At 50.2% G+C, this 21,628-nt stretch carries 16 protein-coding genes; 4 read left to right on the forward strand and 12 right to left on the reverse strand.

All coding sequences use genetic code 11. The features are described from left to right. Nucleotides 1–17: 17 nt before the first annotated feature. Nucleotides 18–3,080: a SusC/RagA family TonB-linked outer membrane protein gene (locus tag NGM62_RS14485; RefSeq protein ID WP_262248970.1), complete on the reverse strand. Its 3,063-nt coding sequence runs from the start codon at nt 3,078–3,080 to the stop codon at nt 18–20. A gap of 650 nt (nt 3,081–3,730) precedes the next feature. Continuing rightward, a complete protein-coding gene (locus tag NGM62_RS14490; protein ID WP_262248971.1) occupies nt 3,731–3,955 on the reverse strand; it encodes a hypothetical protein in 225 nt (74 codons plus the stop codon). A 194-nt stretch (nt 3,956–4,149) separates the two neighbouring features. Here NGM62_RS14490 and NGM62_RS14495 point away from each other — a divergent pair, with 194 nt between their 5' ends. Beyond that, the gene (locus NGM62_RS14495; RefSeq protein WP_262248972.1) at nt 4,150–8,142 is read left to right on the forward strand and encodes a hybrid sensor histidine kinase/response regulator transcription factor; all 3,993 of its coding nucleotides are present in this window, start codon (nt 4,150–4,152) and stop codon (nt 8,140–8,142) included. A gap of 489 nt (nt 8,143–8,631) precedes the next feature. Here the strand turns inward: NGM62_RS14495 and NGM62_RS14500 are convergent, their stop codons facing one another. From NGM62_RS14500 to NGM62_RS14510, 3 genes are all read right to left on the reverse strand, one after another. Then, entirely contained in the window at nt 8,632–10,203 is a 1,572-nt protein-coding gene (locus tag NGM62_RS14500; RefSeq protein WP_262248973.1) for a sodium:solute symporter, read from the reverse strand. An 82-nt stretch (nt 10,204–10,285) separates the two neighbouring features. Continuing rightward, a complete protein-coding gene (locus NGM62_RS14505; protein ID WP_262248974.1) occupies nt 10,286–11,950 on the reverse strand; it encodes a ribulokinase in 1,665 nt (554 codons plus the stop codon). Then, a complete protein-coding gene (locus NGM62_RS14510; protein WP_262248975.1) occupies nt 11,947–13,572 on the reverse strand; it encodes a fucose isomerase in 1,626 nt (541 codons plus the stop codon). The genes NGM62_RS14505 and NGM62_RS14510 overlap by 4 nt, the downstream gene beginning before the upstream one ends. A 229-nt stretch (nt 13,573–13,801) precedes the next feature. Here NGM62_RS14510 and NGM62_RS14515 point away from each other — a divergent pair, with 229 nt between their 5' ends. Further along, nucleotides 13,802–14,689: an AraC family transcriptional regulator gene (locus NGM62_RS14515; RefSeq protein ID WP_262248976.1), complete on the forward strand. Its 888-nt coding sequence runs from the start codon at nt 13,802–13,804 to the stop codon at nt 14,687–14,689. A gap of 2 nt (nt 14,690–14,691) precedes the next feature. Here the strand turns inward: NGM62_RS14515 and gyrB are convergent, their stop codons facing one another. Then, the gene (gene gyrB, locus NGM62_RS14520) at nt 14,692–16,650 is read right to left on the reverse strand and encodes a DNA topoisomerase (ATP-hydrolyzing) subunit B (RefSeq protein WP_262248977.1); all 1,959 of its coding nucleotides are present in this window, start codon (nt 16,648–16,650) and stop codon (nt 14,692–14,694) included. Between the two features lie 124 nt (nt 16,651–16,774). Between gyrB and NGM62_RS14525 the strand changes: the two genes are divergently transcribed. Continuing rightward, nucleotides 16,775–17,371 carry an OmpH family outer membrane protein gene (locus tag NGM62_RS14525; protein WP_262248978.1) on the forward strand — a complete coding sequence of 199 codons (597 nt, stop codon included), beginning with the start codon at nt 16,775–16,777 and terminating at the stop codon, nt 17,369–17,371. A 109-nt stretch (nt 17,372–17,480) separates the two neighbouring features. Here the strand turns inward: NGM62_RS14525 and tsaB are convergent, their stop codons facing one another. The 5 genes from tsaB to NGM62_RS14550 form a co-directional block, all read right to left on the reverse strand. Continuing rightward, the gene (gene tsaB, locus NGM62_RS14530) at nt 17,481–18,188 is read right to left on the reverse strand and encodes a tRNA (adenosine(37)-N6)-threonylcarbamoyltransferase complex dimerization subunit type 1 TsaB (protein WP_315975875.1); all 708 of its coding nucleotides are present in this window, start codon (nt 18,186–18,188) and stop codon (nt 17,481–17,483) included. A gap of 50 nt (nt 18,189–18,238) precedes the next feature. Next, the gene (yidD, locus tag NGM62_RS14535; protein WP_262248979.1) at nt 18,239–18,493 is read right to left on the reverse strand and encodes a membrane protein insertion efficiency factor YidD; all 255 of its coding nucleotides are present in this window, start codon (nt 18,491–18,493) and stop codon (nt 18,239–18,241) included. After that, nucleotides 18,490–18,870 (reverse strand): ribonuclease P protein component, encoded by a 381-nt coding sequence (gene rnpA / locus NGM62_RS14540; RefSeq protein WP_262248980.1) that lies wholly within the window; start codon nt 18,868–18,870, stop codon nt 18,490–18,492. The genes yidD and rnpA overlap by 4 nt, the downstream gene beginning before the upstream one ends. Before the next feature lie 68 nt (nt 18,871–18,938). After that, nucleotides 18,939–19,097 (reverse strand): 50S ribosomal protein L34, encoded by a 159-nt coding sequence (gene rpmH / locus NGM62_RS14545; protein WP_262248981.1) that lies wholly within the window; start codon nt 19,095–19,097, stop codon nt 18,939–18,941. An 88-nt stretch (nt 19,098–19,185) separates the two neighbouring features. After that, nucleotides 19,186–19,977, reverse strand: a complete 792-nt coding sequence (locus NGM62_RS14550; RefSeq protein WP_262248982.1) for an endonuclease/exonuclease/phosphatase family protein — start codon at nt 19,975–19,977, stop codon at nt 19,186–19,188. 97 nt (nt 19,978–20,074) lie between these two features. On the opposite strand from NGM62_RS14550, the gene NGM62_RS14555 reads away from it, so the two are divergent. Then, a complete protein-coding gene (locus NGM62_RS14555) occupies nt 20,075–20,962 on the forward strand; it encodes a ChaN family lipoprotein (protein WP_262248983.1) in 888 nt (295 codons plus the stop codon). 44 nt (nt 20,963–21,006) lie between these two features. Here the strand turns inward: NGM62_RS14555 and mscL are convergent, their stop codons facing one another. Beyond that, entirely contained in the window at nt 21,007–21,417 is a 411-nt protein-coding gene (mscL, locus tag NGM62_RS14560) for a large-conductance mechanosensitive channel protein MscL (protein WP_262248984.1), read from the reverse strand. Nucleotides 21,418–21,628: the final 211 nt, after the last annotated feature.

The raw sequence follows: 21,628 nt of genomic DNA on the forward strand, positions 1-21,628 counted from the left end.
TGATGATTTCATAACAATTAAAATGAAAGGTTTATACCAGCACTCAATGTCCGCATAACCGGATACACATTCAGGTCGATGCCGTTTGCCGGCACCTCCGGATCGAAGCCGGAATACGTGGTGATGGTCCATAAGTTATGTGCCGATACATAGAGCCGCACAGCTGATATCCGCGCTTTATGGCTCAGCGCGTTGGGGAGGGTATAGCCCAGCGTGACATTCTTTACACGCAGGTAAGACCCATCTTCCAGAAACCGGTCGGAAACACGGGTGTTTTTATTGGGGTCATTGAACACCGCCCGCGGCATGACCGTACTGCTGCCTTCTCCGTTCCACCTATCCAGCACGGCCGTGGTCTGGTTTTGGGCCACCGCCATGCCCTCCTGGTAAATCCGGTTGGCATTGAAGATGTCATTACCCACCACCCCTTGCAGGAACACCGTGGCATCAAAGCCCTTGTAAGAAAGCGAATTATTCATTGCCCAGATGAACGACGGGTTGGGGTTGCCGATAAATGTCCGGTCGTTGTCATCGATGATCCCATTGTTATCCAGGTCGAGGAACCGGATGTCGCCCGGCGATGTCCGGTTAAAGGTGTCATCCCCCGGCACCTGCACGGCATATTCGCTAACCTCCGCTTCCGTTTGGAAAACCCCATTGGTCACGAACCCATAAAATGCATTGGCTGGATAACCTTCGTGATGGATGGCGAGGTTTTGGTTGAGGCCGATGCTGCCCGTATACATCGGCACGTCGGAATTGAGGCTCAACACCTTATTGCGGTTGAGGGAAAAGTTGAGCATGGTATTCCATTGGAATTCACCCGTAAAGTTCTGCGACTGGACGGCCAATTCGACACCCTTGTTCTGGATTTTACCCGCATTGATTTCGGGCACTACGATGTCCGAATATCCGGTTGATATCGGTACCGCCATAGGTACGAGCATGCCATTCGTATTTTTGATGTACGCATCCAGGGTCATCGTAATCCGGTTGTCGAACAAGCCCAGGTCTACGCCCACGTTTGTCTGAGCCACTTCTTCCCAATGGATAACCGGGTTCGGGATGCGCTGGGGAACGATGGCCGATACCGGCTGTCCGTTGAAGGCATACTGCACCGTTTGCAGTACGGAAGCAAAGGGATAGTTTCCGATGTTCTGGTTTCCGGTGACGCCATAGCCTACACGGAGCTTCAGATCGCTGACCGCTGTAGGGGCATTTTTCATAAAATCCTCTTCAGAAAGCCGCCAGGCCACCGATGCCGAGGGAAATGTACCCCACCGGTTATCTGGCCCAAACCGCGATGAGCCGTCCTGGCGTAGGGTAGCGGTAACCAGGTAACGGTCTTTGAAGCTGTAATTGGCTCTTGCCATGAAGGAGAGCAACGCCCACTCATTGCCGCTCCCGCCTACGGTAGGCTGGGAAGTACCATTGTTTAGCTGGCTCGTATTTTCGCTCGCAAATTCCTGTATCGCACCGTTTATGTAATCATACCGGTTGTTCTGGGCGCTGCTGCCGGCCAGTACCGTGAGGCGGTGGTCATCGGCGATGGTACGCTCGAAGGTAAAATAGTTATCCCACAACCAGGTCAGGTTTTTATTGTATTGCTGGGAGAGGTAAGAATTAGGCTGGGGTATGGGCTGCCAATCATACTTCGGCGCCCAGTTGCGGCTATCCCAAAACATAGCCTGTGCACCGCCCGTGGTGCGGAAGGTGAAGCCGTCTATAATCTTTACCTCCGCATACACATTCGCCAGTATATTGTAGCCTTTGGTGGTATTGCTATTCAAGGTAGCCTTGCCGATGGGATTAGCCACATCGCCAACCCACGAGGGTTGCCCCACCGGGCCGGCGTAGCTGCCGTCCGCATTGAAGATGGGCTGTGTAGGCAGCGCCGCCATGGCATTTCGGATATCGTAGGAGCCACTCTGTTTGACATCGTGGTTGAACGTAAGGTTATTTCCGATTTTCAACCACGGCAGCGCCTTGGACTCCATGTTCAGCTGGGCCGTATACCTGCGGTAACCGGTGTGGATGACAATGCCCTGCTGGTCCATAACCGTACCCGATACGTAATAATTGGACTCGTCTGTCCCACCGGCATAAGAGAGGCCGTAGTGCTGCATGGGTGCAGTGGCGAATAGCTCGCCGAGCCAGTCCGTGCCGGCACCAAGTGCCGAAGGGTCGGCAAATGCCGGATTCTGGCCCTGCCCGTTATTGGCCATCATTTCGTTGTGCATGGCCGCGAATTGGGCAGCACTGAGCAGTTCCACCATGCCCGTGGCACGTTGTATACCGCTGTAGGCGTTCAGTTCGAGTTTCGCCCGGCCGGCCACACCCCTGCGGGTCGTGATCAATACGACACCATTCGCGCCCCGCGAACCGTATATCGCGGCTGCCGACGCGTCCTTGAGCACTTCCATGGAAGCAATATCATTTGGGTTCAGCGTGTTTAAGGGCACATCTGTGGGTATCCCATCGATAACCAGCAACGGATCAGCGTTGTTGATGGTGCCCATACCACGTATCCGTAGCGTCACGTTGCTCCCCGGTGCCCCCGGCGACACCACTTGGACCCCTGCTGCCCGTCCCTGCAGTGCCTGCCCGGCATCCGGAACGGGGAGCGAACGGATATCCTCGCCGCTTACGGAAGCGATGGATCCGGTCACATCGCCTTTGCGTTGGGTACCGTAACCGACCACCACCACCTCATCCAGCACGTCCTGTTTCATATACAGCATAACCTGCATCTGTGGCAGTGCCACGAGTTCGATGGGATCAAACCCCACCATGGAGAATTCCAGAAACGGCCGGGTGCCGGCGGTCGCTAGGCTAAAGGTGCCGTTGCTATCCGTGCTTACGGCGTTGGAAGTCCCCACCTCCTTCACCGTTACCCCTGCCAGCGGTGCCCCATCGGACGAGCTGACCGTACCCTGCACGGTAGTGCGGTCCTGGCCAAATGCCAAGTGTACCGCCAGCACGCTGAAATAAATCAGACCGACACCCGCTTTTCGGGCAAGCCGCATTAGGAAGTGGCGCATACTAAGCCAATCATTTTTATCACCGTCTAAGTTTACCATAACATATAGGAATAATAATTACCAAAGGAACCATCCCCTGGTGATTTGATTATAATTGTTTAACGGTACGAAATAACGACTATCCGCCTGAATTCACCTATCTGATGTTATCAATTTGCATTCAAAACGTATCAATTTTGGTAAATGCAGATAACGAGAATAAAATTTTCATTTGTGAATACCCGGTAAGGGAAAGATCCGGTTTAGGGCCAAAGCCTGGTTAGCGGCAGAGGTTTCGTCTAATCATCGCAAAAACTGCAACAAGTCATCAAGCCTGATTTTATTTACTTCAATAAACGCGTCATTCAAATGATCAAAATCAGCATCAGTTGTGACCAGTTTGAGACCCAAGAATGAAGCCAGCGCAGATTACGTACTCATGGCTGATATCGACGATAAAAACCTGGTCTAAAAATAAGTCCAATTTTTTTCGCCTTTTATCGCTCCAGTTGCTACGAAGGGCAATTGATTTGATTTCGGCTTCAGACACAATGGAAACGTAAATCAAACGGTTTTCCGGGTTTAGGTAGTCCATCATCCCTTTATAATCTTTCGAACGAACTAAGGTAAGTATGATGTTCGTATCAAACAATAGGTTCATGTCGATAAAGGTTGATGCAAATTAAAAAATAGTCGCTTTTAAGGGGTCCTTATTTGCTATCCCGTAACAATTTCAGCGTTTGTTGCCACTCCTTTTCAGTAAATGGGTCAATCTCCGGGCTTTTTTCGAGCGCCGCAATGATTTTTTCATTGCTTTGTCCCATTTTCTTTCCGAAAGCAGTAGTGCCTCCCGCAGCAAGGATTTCTGCCGGCGAATATGATTTATGGATTTTGAAACCTGCCGCCGAATCCCGCTTTTTTGATTTCACATTCATGTTTACCTTCTTTCTTTACCCAAAGCTCAAAAATAATAAAAAACAAGGAGCAATGCAACGTCTATCACGAAACTCACCTATCTCACGTTATCAATTTGCATTCAAAACGTATCAATTTGCGCAAATACATTGGATGATAGCGCTAATACTCCTATTTTTACCCAAATACGCTAACCGTATAATGATACAAGCCGATGCTCAAGCAGCTGTTTTTGGTTCTATTCATTTTGATTGCAGCTACATGCTATGGTCAGGCTCCTCTGGATTTCAGAAATTACCAGGTTACCGATGGACTATCCAGCAATACCATCACCTCTGTATACCAGGACCGGATGGGGTTTATGTGGTTTGGGAGCCGGAACGGACTGAACCGCTTCGATGGGCAGCGGTTCCACACATTCAAGCACGACCCGAAAGATAGTACCAGCATCGGAAGCAACTCGATCTTCAGTTTACACGAAGATTCCCAAGGCCAGCTTTGGGTAGGCACCTATCAGGGTATCTACCGCTTTGACCCGCAATACGAAACTTTCCAGCTATTTCCTGAAATCCCGGCTGGGGAAATCCGTTACATCCATGGGGACCAACAGGGCAATAGCTGGATTGTCAGCAACCTGAACCTGTATCAATACGATCCAGCAACGGGAAAGGTGACGCAGCACCATTTTTCGGGCGATCAAACGATTAGCTTACATGCTTCGGAAACCGGTTCGATTTGGTTGGCTACCAGCAAAGGAATCGTCAAACGGTTTGATGAAAAAGAACAACGCTTTATCGAATATCCCATCCAGGCACTTTATGGGAAGCCTACATCTTCCATCAAAGCCCTCTGCGCATTGGGAGATACAGCATTGCTCGTGGGAACGATGAATGAACTGCTGTACATGGATATCCGCGCATCAACCGTAGTAAGCGCACTAACAGGTCCAAACCCGCTTAATATCCATGTACACACCATTTTCAAGGAGAACGAACGGATCTATTGGATTGGCTCCGAGTCAGGATTACTACGTTACGATGCCGCTTTGCAAACTGGCGAACTCATTAGCAGGCAACCCACAAATCCCTATTCGCTCAGCAATAACATTGTGTCGGCGATATGCAAAGATATGGAGGGCGGTATATGGCTTGGCACTTATTTTGGCGGTGTCAATTATTTCTCGCCCCACTACAACCGGTTCCGGAAGTATTTTCCCGAACCGGGCCAGCCGAGCCTAAGCGGTGAAATTGTCCATGAAATCACGAAAGACCGGTATGGAAATCTTTGGATAGGCACGGAAGATGCCGGATTAAACCGCCTGAATCCAGCAACCGGCGAGATCACCGCTTTCCTTCCTGCGTCTTCGCCAGGCCACCTTACCTATCACAACATCCATGGACTGCTGGCGGATGGTGATGAGCTGTGGGTAGGCACTTATGAGCATGGGATTGACGTGCTGGACGTGCGGACGGGAAAGGTAATCCGGCATTACCGGGCTGCTTTTGACGGAAAGTCGTTCACCAGTGACTTCATCATCACCCTTTATAGGCGTAGTAATGGGGACATCCTCGTAGGTACCTGGAATGGGCTTTTCAAGTACCTACCCGTAACGGACACCTTCTCTCCGCTACCGTTCTTCGATGGGCATATCCAAAGTATTCATGAAGATGGGGCAGGTACACTGTGGGTGGGCACCTATGGCTCGGGGGTATTTTACCAAAATACGCAGACGGGCAAGGAGGGACATTTTCAGCATCAAATTAATCATCATGGCATACTGGTAAACAACTACGTAAACCATGTGTATGGCGACCGGCACGGGCAGCTTTGGTTTTGTACGGAAGGTGGGCTCACCCGCTTCGACCCGATTACCGAAAGTTTCCAACACTATACCGTGGCGGATGGCTTGCCCGACAACCAGGTCTTCCGTGTCCTCGAAGATGACACGGGTAGTTACTGGGTGTCTACAGGCAAGGGGCTGTGCCGCTATGATGCATCACAAGATGCGTACGAGCGGTTCCATATCGACCACGGATTGCCTACCGAACAGTTCAACTACAATTCCTCATTCAAAGATACTAATGGCACGCTTTATTTCGGAACGTTGAAGGGACTGGTCAGTTTCCGGCCACGGGATTTCAGCAAATCCCAGCATATTCCGCAGATCTATATTACGGGTTTGCAGATCGATCACCGTACGGTCGGCTTGCGTGATCCCGAGAGCCCGTTGAAAAAGGCCATGACCTACACGGATGCGCTGACGCTGCCGTTCAATAGTACCAACATCAGTATTGATGCGGCGGTAATCAGTTATGTGATTCCCTCCATGAACAGGTATCAATATAAAATGGATGGCATTGATAAGGAATGGGTAACGGCCCAGCAAGGGCATCCGATCAATTACAGCAGGCTTTCTCCCGGCCAGTACACGTTTCACCTACGGGGGGCCAACCATGAAGGCCTGTGGGGCGACCACGAGCGGATACTCCATATTACCGTCACACCACCCTTTTGGCTTTCGGGATGGGCGTACTTCCTGTACCTGGTTGTCGTTGGTGGCATTGTAGCCGTCGTACTCCGCTACTATTTCCTAGCACTCAACGAAAAAAACAAGCGTAAACTGGAACAAGTGAACAGCAATAAAGAACGCGAACTTTACCATGCGAAAATCGAATTTTTCACCAACGTAGCACATGAAATAAGAACCCCCTTGACGTTGATCAAGATGCCGTTGGACAAACTGTTGGCCACTTCCCACCGCCATGAGGATGACCAGGAGCAGCTCACCCTCATTGAGCGAAACACCAATACGCTAATCAGCCTCACCAATGAACTGCTGGACTTCAGGAAAGCGGAGGCCAATAAGCTCAACCTCAACTTGGTCAAAGCCAATGTCAATGAGCTGGTAACCGAGATATATCAATCTTTCATACCATTTGCCGAAAAAAGAGGCCTTGATTACCAGTTGCTCCTTCCGGCAACCGCCATTACCATCGCGTTGGATAGGGAGGCGGTGAAAAAAATCCTGAATAACCTAATCGGTAATGCGCTGAAGTACGCTGCCTCAACCGTAACGGTAAACCTATTATCCGTGAAGGAGACAGAAAGCTTGCTACGAATCGAATGCTACAACGATGGGCCACCAATACCTGCGTTATATCACGAAAAAATTTTCGAACCCTTCTTCCGTGTTCCAAACCGCTCGAAAGAAACCGGAACGGGCATCGGTTTATCGCTCGCCCGCTTCCTGGCCGAGTTGCATCAGGGCAATTTGGTGCTTGACCGCCAAACAGATCCGGGTGCATTATTTGTTTTGTCACTACCGACCAACTTGGAAGAAGATATCCGAACACTCCAGGATTTTGCACCGGTAACGAACGAGGAATCCGGTGATTTAGCTGATGATGTGAAACGCAATGACCAGCGGCCTTCGCTCCTGATCGTGGAAGACAACTGGGATATTATCCACTACCTGCAACGTGAACTCGCCGGCAACTATAAAGTACTGAAGGCTTCACACGGGCAGGAGGCACTGAACTTATTGGCCCAGCACGAGGTCCACCTAATCGTTACCGATATCATGATGCCCGTAATGGATGGGATTACTTTGTCCAAAACCGTAAAAAACGATCTGCGGTTCAGCCATATCCCCATCATCCTGTTGACTGCCCAGGACACCTTGAACACCAAAATAGAAGGGCTTGAAGTGGGGGCTGATGCCTACCTATCCAAACCATTCTCCATGCAGCATCTGGTCGCCCAGATCGAAAACCTATTGGCCAACAGGCGTATCATCAAAGAACATTTCTCGAGCTCACCGCTGGGCCATCTCCGGTCCATTTCGACATCAAAAGCCGATCAGACCTTTCTGAAAAGTCTCAATGAGGTAATTGACGCTCACATGGTTGAAGAAGCCTTTGACGTCGACAAACTCGCGGCGCTGATGAACATGAGTAAGCCTACGCTGTACCGGAAAATCAAGGGATTATCCGACCTGACACCAAACGAGTTGATCAACCTATCCAAATTGAAGAAAGCGGCCGAACTGTTGGCAACGGGAGACTATAAGGTCAACGAGGTGGCGCATCAGATGGGTTATACGACGCCAAGTAACTTCTCCCGGGATTTCCAGAAGCAATTCGGCATGAGCCCCTCCGCGTTTATGCAAAACGTTAAGCCGACGGTCAATTCATCCGATACCCGATAAAAAATTTTTAAGAAATTTGGAAGGATTCCAATAATCGTTTTATTTGCAAATCGTACCGGCACGCGTACGGCAAACCGATGCCACTTTGGGCCAATTTTCCGACGGACGAGTCGGAATTCTGGCCTGAAATTACACCTCGCTACCGCTATGGCAACATAAACCGATGTCTCCAATTTTGTTAACATGCTAAATTATAGTTATTTACGCAAAAAACCCATCACTGATGAGTTCCAAACTACATGTAGTTTTCTCTTAACTACATGTTGTTTGCCGCTAACTACATGTAGTTTATCTCCATTTACATGTAATCTGTTTGCAACAACATGTATAAAGCCACGGATTACGTGTCTTTAGACACGATGACATGGTAGTTATCAAAAAAAGCAATGTTGTTTACCCTGCATTACATGTATTTATGCCGGAACTACGTGTCTTTGGAGATAAACGACATGGATGCAGGCACAGAATACATGTCATTGCGCTCGCTTTTCATGTCTTCCTTTCCGATTTACGTGTACATCCCAACCGGGCCATCCCCGAGCCCACCAGCGAAATCACCAACGTACCCACCACGATGATCATATTCGCATGCAGCGGATACCGTAGGTAACTGTATTGCTCGGGTATCAAATACGAGAACGTCATCCATAGGATTACCAAAACACCCACAATCACCGCAACGGCCGCATCGTTATTGTTAGCCTTCTTGCTGATAAGGCCCAATAAAAACAGGCCAAGCATGCCGCCGGCAAATATGCCCGACAATTCCCACCAGACATCAAGGATGCTCTTTACCCCGATCATGCTTATCCCAGTAACGATGCCAAGTACTCCAAATACCCCCGTAGCGATGAATAACATCCGCAACGCTTGCTTATTGGTACTCTTACGGTTAAAATAGCGTTTATAGATATCTTCGGTGAATACGGTGGCCGATGCATTCATCCCGGAACTGATGGTGCTCATTGCCGCTGCCATAATTGCGGATATGACCAAGCCCAGTAAACCGACGGGCACCATGTTTACCATAAAATGGGGCATCACCTTATCGGCATAGTCTTCGGCTTGCAACGTCGCGGCAAGGGTGCTGATTTCGCTTTCCGTGGCACTTCCGGGCAACCGTTCAGCAGCAGCTTGCAGCCGGATGGTCTCGGTCAGGTCGGGATTTTGCGCATAGTATGCATAAAGCGCGGTTCCGATAATAAAAAACAATAAAGAAATGGGGATATATAACTTTACACATAGCCATACAGACCTCGCTGCTTCCTTAGCAGAGGTAGCGGTGTGGTACCGTTGCACGTAATTCTGGTCCATACCGAAGTTATTGAGGTTGATAAAAAAGCCGTATAGCAGAATCACCCAAAACGACGAACCGACAAAATCCATATCAAAACTACCTAAACTGAATTTGTGGTCGGCCATCCCAACGTCTATGATACTGGAAACACCCCCATCCACGTTCATCACCACCAAATACAAAATCAACAGACCGCCGAAGGTCAGCAGGATACCCTGTACCACCTCGGTCCAGATAACGGCTTCAATACCGCCCATCACCGTATAGATAACGATACAGAAACCGGTGACGACCATAATGGTTGTCATGTCATATCCGGTGAGTGCCTGCAAGCTTAGCGCGATCCCGAAAAAGATGGATCCCATGCGCGCCAACTGGGTCAGCAAAAAGCAAACCACAGCATAGGTGCGGGCCCATGCACCAAACCGGTGTTCCAAATGCGTATAAGCAGAAACATCGCCTGAGGTACGGTAAAACGGAACGAAGTACTTCACCGCCGCCCACGCGGCAAGCGGCATGGAAAGGCTGAATACCAACGCATTCCAGTTAGTTCCAAACGCCTTTCCGGGTACCCCGAGAAAGGTATTGCTGCTGAGGAAGGTGGCATACAACGAGATACCTACCGCCCAACCGGGTATCATGCCGGAGGCTTTTGTGAATTGTTCTGAACTTTTGTTTTTCCGCGAAAACCATACACCCACTAATAGCATGGCCAGTAGGTAGATGATGATGACGGTAATATCAATAACGGGAAGATTGTTCATCAGGGGTCTATTTTGCTATCGTAATCAAGGAGTAAAGATAATGGCTTCATTTGATAACTGGCTCTACGATGTTTGCGCCTATTTATAGGATATTTGCGCCCGCCTGGGCATCTGCCAGCTGCTGGTAACGATGATACAGTTGGCGGTACACCGCAACGCGGTCTGGCCTCGGGAGGTATTCTTGCTCAAACCCGGGCGACATCGCTACCTGCGCTTCGGCGATATCGGTGTAGATACCTGCCACCACCGCGGCATACATGGCCGACCCCAACGCACAGGCCTGTTCAGTTTTCACCGTCTTTATCGGCCGTTCGAGCACATCTGCCAATACTTGCATCACATAGGGAGATTTTTTGCTGATACCACCGGTAGCGATGATTTCCTTCACAGGAACACCTTCCGCTTCAAAGCGGTCCACGATGGCTTTGGAGCCAAAGGCCGTCGCCTCTACCAACGCTTTGAACAGCCGTGGCGCGTCGGTACCAAGTCGGATACCGGTGAGCCAGCCGCTGAGTGTAGGGTCGACATCAGGCGTACGCCTGCCATTCACCCAGTCCAGTGCCACCTCGTCTGTAACGGCTACCGGAAGTTCCGCTGCTTCCCGGCTCAATCCCGCCAGTATACGGTTGGTCAGGGTATGTTGTTCAAGTTGGTTGAAGCTACCATCCAACAAGTCAGTAATCGGATAGGATAACAACCGGGCAAACCATTGATACAGGTCGCCGAAAGCCGACTGCCCGGCTTCCATACCCAACATTCCCGGGATGATAGATCCGTCGACCTGACCGCATATCCCGTTGACCAATTGGCTACCATATTGGTCGTTTGGTGCGATCAACATATCGCAGGTGGATGTACCGATAACCTTCACCAAGCTATAGGGACTGATCACAGCGCCCACGGCCCCCATGTGTGCATCCAGCGCACCTACCCCTATTTTCGTATGCCTGGGCAGTCCGGTACGGTCGGCCCACTCGGGCGCGATGATGCCCGCGGCTACATCTGATGTATACGTTTGGTGGAACAACCGATCCCGGATACCTTCCAACCGCGGGTCGAGGGCGGTCAGGAAATCCTGCGACGGGAGTCCACCGAATTCGTCGTGCCACATGGCTTTATGGCCTGCAGCACAACGGCTGCGCTTGTTAGCGTGGACGTCATCACAGCCACAGAGCAATGCGGGTATCCAATCGCAATGTTCCATCCAGGAATAGGCCCCTGCCGCTACAGCATGGTCGGTGCGGATAATATGAAGCAACTTTGCCCAAAACCACTCGGATGAATAACTACCGCCGGAATACTTCGTATAGTCCACTTCCCAACGACGAGCCAGCTGATTGATTTCTTCGGCTTCGGCAATGGCGGTGTGGTCTTTCCACAGCACAAACATGGCATTGGGGTTATCGGCAAATTCGGGAAGCAAGGCAAGGGGTGTACCCTGGCGGTCGACAGCCACCGGGGTAGAGCCCGTTGTGTCTACTGATAGCCCCTGGATGCTGTTCACCGTATCATCGGAAAGACCCGAAAGGACATCCCGGATGCAGGCTTCCATGGCTTCGATATGGTCTAGGGGGTGCTGGCGGAACTGCGAACGCCCATCGTCGCAATACAATCCTTCGCCCCATCGACGGTAGTGCGTTATGGCATCATTGATTTCCGAACCGGTCTCCGCATCCAATAATAGGGCACGTACGGAGTCTGTTCCGAAATCCAGCCCTATCACGTAGTTCTCACCTGCTTTGCTCATTCGCCTGAAATATTTACGTCGCCACAGAAATGTACGGTTATACCCAGCTCATCCAATGCCGCTGCCTTGATACGGCAGGCCCGGTGCGCCAATGACTCATCATCCGCATACACCACGTGGATGTGGTTGGCTTGGTGGCGGGCCATCAACTGGTCGCGCCCTACCCCATCCAGCACCGCGTGCATGATGGGCCATTCGGGCGAAGTGGATTGCCAGCGGCGCTGTGTTTCTGCTTCGGGCAGACTTACGGCTTTGCCCACGCCCAAATCGGCTTGCAGCCGGCCATTCCGAACGTAAATGCGGCTCCAAACGATAGGGCCGGGCTTGCTTACCCCGCGCAGGGTGCCACCGCCCAGCCTGAAGTACATGGGCGACTGCCGCCAGCTGCTTGCCGAAGCATAACCACCATCGAAATGGGCTGCGGGCACCGCACCGGAGATGAGGAACACCCATACAAAATCATCGATGCCCTCACCTGTGTAATGTTCGCCCCACCGGATATCGTGCAGTGTATTTTCACCGCCCATACCCAGTTCGTTCCAAAGCCGGTAGGTAACCAATGCATCGATACCGGCACACTCATCCACCTCATTGAAATGTGGAATGGCCGTTCCGGCAAATAGTTCTTGTCCGGTTTCGGAATAGACCGGTGGCCGTTCCGTGTTATTGAGCAAACCTTCCACTAGGTCGCTGGCCACGGTAAGGTCCTTCAATCCCTGTTGGTATTGGATGCCGATGGTATCGCAGCCGAATTCGGCCGCGATACGCACCGCCGCGATATACATTTTGCACTGTTCAAGCGTTTGCCTACGGGTGAGCTCGGTGTGTTCATCGTCGCCCCACTTAAAGGCCATCCCCCGTTCCAACAGCCATGCCAGTACGGCCTCCGCATCATCATCTTCCACCGAGCGCATACGGGCATACAATGCCGACTGGCTAAGCCGCTCCTTAAATATGCCCGTTGCATGGAGTAACTCGTCCGGCACGATGGCGTTGTACATGCCCATGCAACCTTCGTCAAAAACCCCCATGATTGCCTTCGCATCGCGGAGCCGACGTGCAAACGATCGGCCGGCATCTTCATCGGCCGTAGGGATTTTAGCCAGTGCGAAGGGGGTCACATGCCTGACGTCATGTTTTACAGTGCCTTTTTGCAACCATTCGTTGAGGCCACTGCTGAAAAAATCGTCGGTGAAATCCGCACTCCACAGGGTACTGTAAGCAACCCCCGCCTTGGTAAGCGACCCGTTGAGGTTGAGCATGCCCACCAGGCCGGGCCACTGGCCGCTCCAATTGGCTACCGTAAGGATAGGTCCACGATGGGTGGTCAGCCCGGCCAATACGTGATGGGTGTACTGCCATACACTCTCCGCAACAATCAGCGGTGCATTGGCAGGTATACCTTTGAATACCTCAATACCCATGCGTTGGGAGTCGATAAACCCATGCTGCTTTACCGGATCGTAGGCGTGTGCCCGCCTCACGGTCCTACCCAATTTTTCGATGGCAGCAATTAGTTTCGTTTCCATCGCTTCCTGCGCTTGCCAACAAAGTTGATTAGCGGCGAGTCGCAAGTCGCCGCTCGCAACCAGCCAAATTTCTTGATGTGGATGATTATTCATATATAAGATTATAAAAAAGGGACGCAACAAAGGTGGGGGTATTGCCTTTGGCATTGTTGGTGGTTATTGCCTACTTATTGTACGATTTTAGCATTCCCTTGCATATCGGATTCCGATTGCATACCTTAGTACTCATGATGTAAAACCGGGCACTTGGCTTCCCGTTACACCGGCAGATTAGAAACCATTTTTCGTTCGGAAACGGAGGGAGAAACAACGATTATGAATTATGAAACCACTCTTCCACAAGGTACCCACCCAAATCCAGGCGTCGTTCAGTGCGCGCCATGATGTGCAGCCCAACTTCGGATCACTTTGGCATTACCACCCCGAACTAGAACTCCATCATGTTATCCGGGGCAAGGGCGTCCGCTTTATCGGTGATAATATCGGCAACTTTTCAGCTGGGGAGGTCGTGTTATTGGGCAGCAACTTACCGCACATGTGGCAGTGCAACGAAGAGTACTATCAAAGCCATCCTACGCGGAAGGTAGAAGCCATTGTCATCCAATTTCTTCCCGACTGCATGGGCAGGGATTTCATTAATCTACCTGAGATGTACTTGATGCCAAAACTTTTCGAGAATGCGCGGAAAGGAATGAAGTTTACCGGAAGAAGCCGCTCGCGGCTGATCGAACTGATGTATAAAGCTACGCAAGCCACCGATATGGAACGATTGATTGTACTGCTCTCAATCCTCAAAACAATGGCTGAAACCGACGAATACATATCGATTGCCTCGGCACACGCGTTTTATAAATCAAACGAAATGGATGCTGTGCGTATCAATAAGGTCTGTACCTATACGCTGAGCAATTATAAAAAAGACATCAGTTTGGAAGAAATAGCGAACATTGCCAACCTGAGTGTTACGTCGTTCTGCCGGTATTTCAAACTGATGACCAAGAAAACGTTCTACGATTTCCTGATTGAAATACGTATCAGCCACGCATGCCGGCTGCTCGTCGAAGATATACTTCCCACGGAAGTTATCTGCTTCGAGTGCGGCTTCAACAACGTTTCCAACTTCTACCGGCACTTCAAGAAAGTAACCGACATGACACCCTTGGAGTACAAGAAAAAGTACTTATACAGCAAGGTAGCAGTAGGTTTTTAACCCTACGTATCGATCTTCGCGTACTTGGCGTTACGTTCGATGAACTCCCGGCGTGGTGCGACTTCGTCGCCCATCAGCATGGAGAATATCCGATCACATTCGGCTGCATTCTCGATTGTCACCTGGCGCAATGTCCGCGTTTCGGGGTTCATGGTGGTTTCCCATAGTTGTTCAGCGTTCATTTCACCAAGACCTTTGTATCGTTGTACATGCACGCTGTCTTCCCTACCTGATCCCTTGAGGCGCTGTATGGCTGCATCGCGCTGGTCTTCGTTCCATGCATATTCCTGCTCCTTGCCTTTTTTCACGAAGTAGAGCGGCGGCGTGGCGATATAGACATATCCGTTTTCGATAAGCTCTTTCATATACCGGAAATAGAACGTAAGGATCAACGTAGTAATGTGCGATCCATCGACGTCGGCATCGGTCATGATAATGACCCGGTGGTAGCGTAGCTTGTCGAGATTCAGCGCTTTGGCATCTTCTTCGGTCCCTACGGTCACACCCAGGGCGGTGAACATGTTCTTGATTTCCTCGTTTTCGTAGATTTTATGCTCCATGGCTTTTTCTACGTTGAGTATTTTACCCCGCAGCGGCAATATGGCTTGGAACTCCCGGTCGCGCCCTTGCTTGGCTGTGCCACCGGCAGAGTCCCCTTCCACCAGGTACAGTTCGCACTTGGACGGATCGTTATTGGAACAGTCGGCCAATTTCCCGGGCAACCCGCTTCCGCCCATCACGCTTTTCCGCTGCACCAGATCCCGGGCCTTGCGGGCCGCTGCCCGTGCCTGGGCGGCTAGGACAACCTTTTGAACGATGATTTTGGCTTCTTTCGGATTTTCCTCCAGGTAGTTATTCAAGATTTCCCCAACGGCCATATCCACTGCACCCATCACTTCACTATTACCCAGCTTGGTTTTGGTTTGCCCTTCAAACTGAGGTTCCGCCACCTTCACGGAGATGACGGCTGTGAGCCCTTCCCGAAAGTCGTCGCCCGTGATTTCCACCTTCATGTTTTTGAGCAGCCCCGATTTGTCGGCATATGCCTTCAATGTACGGGTGAGGCCACGGCGGAAACCGGCTACATGAGTCCCCCCTTCAATGGTGTTGATATTGTTGACATAGGAGTGCACATTCTCTGTGTATGTCTCATTATATTGCAAGGCGAGTTCGACCGGGATGCCCTGTTTAACACCTTCTACGTAGATTGGCTCGGGGATCAACGGCTGGCGTGTGCCATCGAGGAACCGCACGAATTCTCGTAAGCCACCTTCTGAAAAAAATACTTCTTGGCGTAATGAGCCGTCTTCCTGCTCTTCGCGTTCGTCGACCAGCGTGAGCTTTATCCCTTTGTTCAGGAATGCTAACTCTCTAAGGCGGCTGGCAAGTGTATCGTAGTTGTAGGTAGTGACCGTGGTGAAAATTTCAGGGTCCGGTTGGAACGTGATCTTGGTACCCGTGCGGTCGCTATCGCCAATTGCTTTTACTTCATACTGGGGCTTTCCCTGATGGTATTCCTGAACGAAAATTTTCCCTTCCCGGTGGATTTCAGCTGTCAACACCGTAGAAAGTGCGTTCACGCAGGAAACACCCACACCGTGGAGACCACCCGATACTTTATACGTATCTTTATCAAATTTACCACCGGCATGCAGCACGGTCATGACCAGTTCAAGCGCCGATTTATTTTCTTTCTTGTTGATACCGGTGGGGATACCCCGGCCGTTATCGATTACCGTGATCGAATTATTTTTATGGATAATAACCTGGATATCGTCGCAGTATCCTGCCACCGCTTCGTCGATGGAGTTATCCACCACCTCATAGACCAAATGGTGGAGCCCCTTGACACCGGTGTCGCCGATATACATGGAAGGCCGTTTGCGAACGGCCTCCAAACCTTCTAATACCTGAATATTATCTGCAGAATACGTTGAATTTTTCTTGTTTTCTTCGCTCATTATCGTTTTTGAATTCGTTGCCCAAAGATACGAAAAAAGTACCACATTAGGAGGTCACCAGTACTGAAATATCGGATTTTTATATTAGGTTTGCGCTTTGATTTGAAAAGAAAACTAGAAAACTATGAACAAAGCATTCGCATGGATTGCAAAAGTTGGTATAGGGATGTTAGTGGTAACGGGGATGTCGTGCAACCAGCAGGGAACAAGTCCGGCCTCGGTTTCAACCACAGGTGATTCTACACAGGCAAATACGGAAACAATTGTATACGTAAACGTGGATACGCTGCTCGAGAAATATGAATATTTCAAGGATGTGCGCACCAAGCTGGAGGAAAAGGCTAAAAAAGCACAGGCCGACCTCCAATCGCGCGGCACCGCTTTCCAGCGGGAGGTGGCAGACTACCAACAAAAGGCAGCAACGATGAGCGCGTCCGACCGGCAGAGTACGGAAGAGCGCCTTGCACGTAAACAAGATGAGCTCGCCCGCCATAACCAAAATGCCAGCACCTCTTTCGCGCAGGAAGAAGCTTCTGAAAATGAAAAACTCTATGCCCGGATCACCGATTACCTAAAGAAGCATGCAAAGGAAAATGGCTACAAGTTTGTCCTCACCTATTCTGCTGCCAGCCCCGGTGTGCTATACGCCGACGAGAGCCTCGAGATTACCGATGCCGTACTGACCGCGCTGAATGCGGAGTATGCCAAGGAGAAAAAGTAGTGAAAAACATATCATTTAGGTAAGAAGCTGCCCTTGGGCGGCTTTTTTTATGGTATATAACCCGTCACACTGCCTGCGGCCTCCCGACGTGCGGCACGAGCAAAAAACGTTATCGTCGTTTTTTCGGCGTAGTCGCCACGAAATCTTTCAGGTAATACGGTTCGAAATAAGCCACGTCGGCAAACTGGCCTGTCCCAAATGCCTTGTACGCCAATAGGCTCATGTGCTTAGCCGAATTCTTAAAGCCTGCTACCACCTCAACTTGCTGATGATTGGCAAAAAGCTCACCGAATTTATCTGCGCCGTTCCCAAATAAAACGATCCGCCGGTTTAGATCAATCCCATCGAATGAGTGCGCGTCGATGATGGAGGCCTGCGGGGGTGTTATCGGCTGCGCATCGCTGCCGAACGTCGCGGTATACACTTCCATGCGGCGGGCGTCCACCATCGGGCATAGCGCCGTATCTCCATCGATGGGACTATCGTTTACACTGACGAAACCTGCGGCCATTCCATCCAATGTCCCTACGCCAAGGAGTGGTAAATCGGCAGCATAACATAAGCCTTTGGCGGTGGAAACACCGATGCGTAGCCCAGTGTACGACCCGGGGCCCATACTTACTGCAACAGCAGACAGGTCATTAATCGTAAGTCCTGTTTTCTGAAGGATTTCTTCCACCAGAAGGGTCAGCCGCGAGGCATGTACATTCGGCTCGTCGATATCGATGGCAGCTACCGTTTCCCCATTGCCCGATAGGGCTACGGAACATACCTGGGTTGCGGTTTCAATCTGTAAAATGTATTGGGTGGACATCATTGAAGGCAAAGTTAGCGATTTTCATCGATGGCTATATTTAGCAGCAATTTTCATGGCACAGGGTCGTGGCCATGCCCACCCCACGGATGGCAGCGTGCAATCCGCTTGACGGCGAGCCAGCCGCCTTTGAACGGTCCATGTTTACGTATGGCCTCCACAGCATATTGCGAGCATGTGGGTGTGTAACGGCACGACGCGCCGAGCATAGGCGAAAGTAGCAGCTGATACGCACGTATCAACAGGATAAACAGGTTTTTTATCGTGCCACCGATAATGCGAACCCAGATGTCATGCAGTACCTTCATAACGCTTCATCATGCATCCGCTTCAAAACGGCAGCCATCTTTTGGTACATCAATGGGAAATCCAGTAGTTTGTCGGCAACATATTGGATAGCAACAACCAAACCGTATGGCTTGCCTTCAATAACCGGATATAACAGCTCGTTTTTCTGAAGCCGATAGGCCTCGCGCATACGGCGTTTCAGCAAGTTGCGATCCACAGCGCGGGAGAAACGACGTTTGGATACGGAGAGCAGCACTTGTGCCGTAGGCACGCCCTCCATGCGCATGAACACTACCCGGTAGGGATAAATAAAAAAAGAAGAACCATCACGGAAAAGGCCGTCAATCAACCTTTTACTACATAACCGTTCTTCTTTTGAGAATGTATTCCTTTTCATTATCGATGACATACTCCCGAATCCGGCAGAGGGCCCCGGGCACGAGCGGTCACCGGCAACGTTGAAATTTAGGCTTTATGGCGGCCTTCGTCGGATACCGAAAGGCGCTTCCGCCCTTTCGCCCGTCTAGCGGCCAATACACGGCGGCCATTGGCGGTACTCATGCGCTCCCTAAACCCGTGCTTATTCCTTCTTTTCCGTCGTGACGGCTGAAATGTTCTCTTCATGACGCTTGATATCTTTTTTTGTTATAACCCCAAAATGAGAGCGCAAATGTACGGGTAAATCGTATAAATATCAAATATATGTGGCTAATTATTTTAAATCGATCACGGCTTTGACGGGCAAATGGTCGGAAAGCTCCACACGCATGGTGGTCGATGTTACAACGTGCCACCTATCTTTCGGATAACAGAAAATATAATCGATGGTATTACGGGGGTTATCGGCCGGCGCGGTTGGCTCCAGATCGGATACGGTTTTCCAGGAAGCCATGCCTTCCCTGATTTCCTTGGCATCGGGCTTCGCGTTGAAATCGCCGGCCACGATAACCGGATAAGCGCTCTTCAATAACACGTCATTCAGCTTCGCCACCTGCACTTGCCGCTCTTCGGCATTGGTATAGTCTAGGTGTGTACTGGCAAACGTGACATATTCACCCTCCCGGTATTCCACATCGGCAACCAATACGGCCCGCTGCTCTTTCCCGTTTTCGGTTTTCGGCAGGTAGATACGTTCTACTTTCGCCAAAGGGTATTTCGACAAGATGGCGATTCCATAATATCCGCCTGCATGGGGTATCGTTTTTCCATAAGCCGGAATCATGCCCGTACGGAAAGCCAGCTCCGTAGCAAAATCTTTGCCGTGTTGTTGTGGTGTCCGGTCGCGATACGTGCGGCAATCAACTTCCTGCAAGGCCACGATATCGGGGCTTTCCGCCGAAATAAAAGCGGCTAACTCTTCCAATGACGCCAGTTCTCCGAAACGCAAATTGTACGATAGGACTTTCAGCCGAACGGTTGATTCACCCCGGGTAGCAGCCTGGCCGTATGCGTGGGCACAGATTGCCACCAATAAAAACAAACAGATAGTTTGGATGCACTTCATTTCTTATTTCGTTTACGCCCTAAACTTAAGTAAATTTCCGTTATAAAAATATTTCCACCGGCAATTAAGACACCGAGAATTTATCTAAGTTTGCAGGATGAGAATAATGAAAATTGCAGCGCTCTGTGCCACGTTATTCATTCAGCAAGCCGCATTACATGCCCAGAATGATCGTTCGCTCTATGTGATATACGATACGCAGAAAAAAGCAGAGATTACATTAGATGAATTGGCGGCCTCTCTTGACGGTGTAGACATCGTATTCTTCGGTGAAGAGCATAACGACTCGATTGCTCACGTTTTGCAACACGGGCTTTTAAAAGCTATGGATAAGTTATACGACGGCGTAGCCCTCTCCATGGAAATGTTCGTAAGCGACGACCAGCTGGTGTTGGATGAATACCTTGCCGGTATCATCACAGAACGTAACCTCAACAAGGATGCAGTATTGTGGAACAACTATAAGGATTACCGCCCAATGGTGGAATATGCCAAGGAAAATGGGCTATCTGTGCTGGCCGCCAACGCACCGAGCCGATACACCAACCGGGTGACGCGTGCCGGGCTCGAAAGCCTGGACCAACTGGACAAATCAGCCAAGCGATTACTTGCCCCATTACCTATAGATACCTTGACTGGCAGGTATTATGAGAAGTTCGCCGGGCTGATGGGCGGCCACGAGGGCATGGGCAACATGAAGATATACCAAAGCCAGAACCTCTGGGACGCCACCATGGCTTACCGCATCGGGAGGTTCATTAAAAGGAAGAATGTACGGAAAGTCCTGCACCTCAACGGCCGGTTCCACAGTGATGAACGGCTGGGCACGGTAGCACAGCTCCGCAACTATGTGCCAAGACGTACTTCTATCGCCAATATTTCGTGTTTTCCCGATGAGAATTTCAACCGGCCGGACTGGGCCTCTTTCACCCACCTTGGCGATTTCATCATCCTCACGAATCCGGAAACACCTAAAACATTTTAGAAGACACTGTAAAGGGGGCATAGACACCCCCTTTTTTATTTTTGCTATTGCTTCGCCTTCAAGAGATCCCTGATCTCCGTGAGGAGCACTTCCTCTTTCGAAGGTTCGGGTGGAGCTGCCGGCGGTTCCTCCTCCTTCCGTTTGAGGGAATTGAGACCTTTGATAACAAGGAAAATACAGAACGCGATAATTAGGAATTCGATGATTACGTTGATGAAGTTACCATAATTGATAGCCGTTTCGGCGATCTCATTGGCCTCATCTCCCGGTTTGATGACATATTTCATCTCCGAGAAGTCTATCCCCCCTGTGAGGAAGCCGATAGGAGGCATGATGACGTCATTGACTAGCGAGGTGACGATTTTGCCAAAGGCCCCGCCAATGACCACACCGACAGCAAGGTCTACCACGCTTCCGCGCATGGCAAATTCCTTGAATTCTTTCATAAATCCCATAAACAATAAGGTTAATCCGTAAATAAAATATTTATCAATGCCTAATTTGAGTATTTTCAGTGGCTAAACAAATTTTTTTTTCATTAAGTTTAAGATGAGAGTAGGTGCCGAGCCTCAAAAAATTAACTCAACAGCATATTGTTTCTACTCACTTGTTATTAATTTTACTGATTCTCCGCAAACGCACCTAATATTTTTAGTATATTAGCGG

It is taken from the genome of Parapedobacter soli (assembly GCF_025460835.1).
Classification (GTDB): Bacteria; Bacteroidota; Bacteroidia; order Sphingobacteriales; family Sphingobacteriaceae; genus Parapedobacter; species Parapedobacter soli.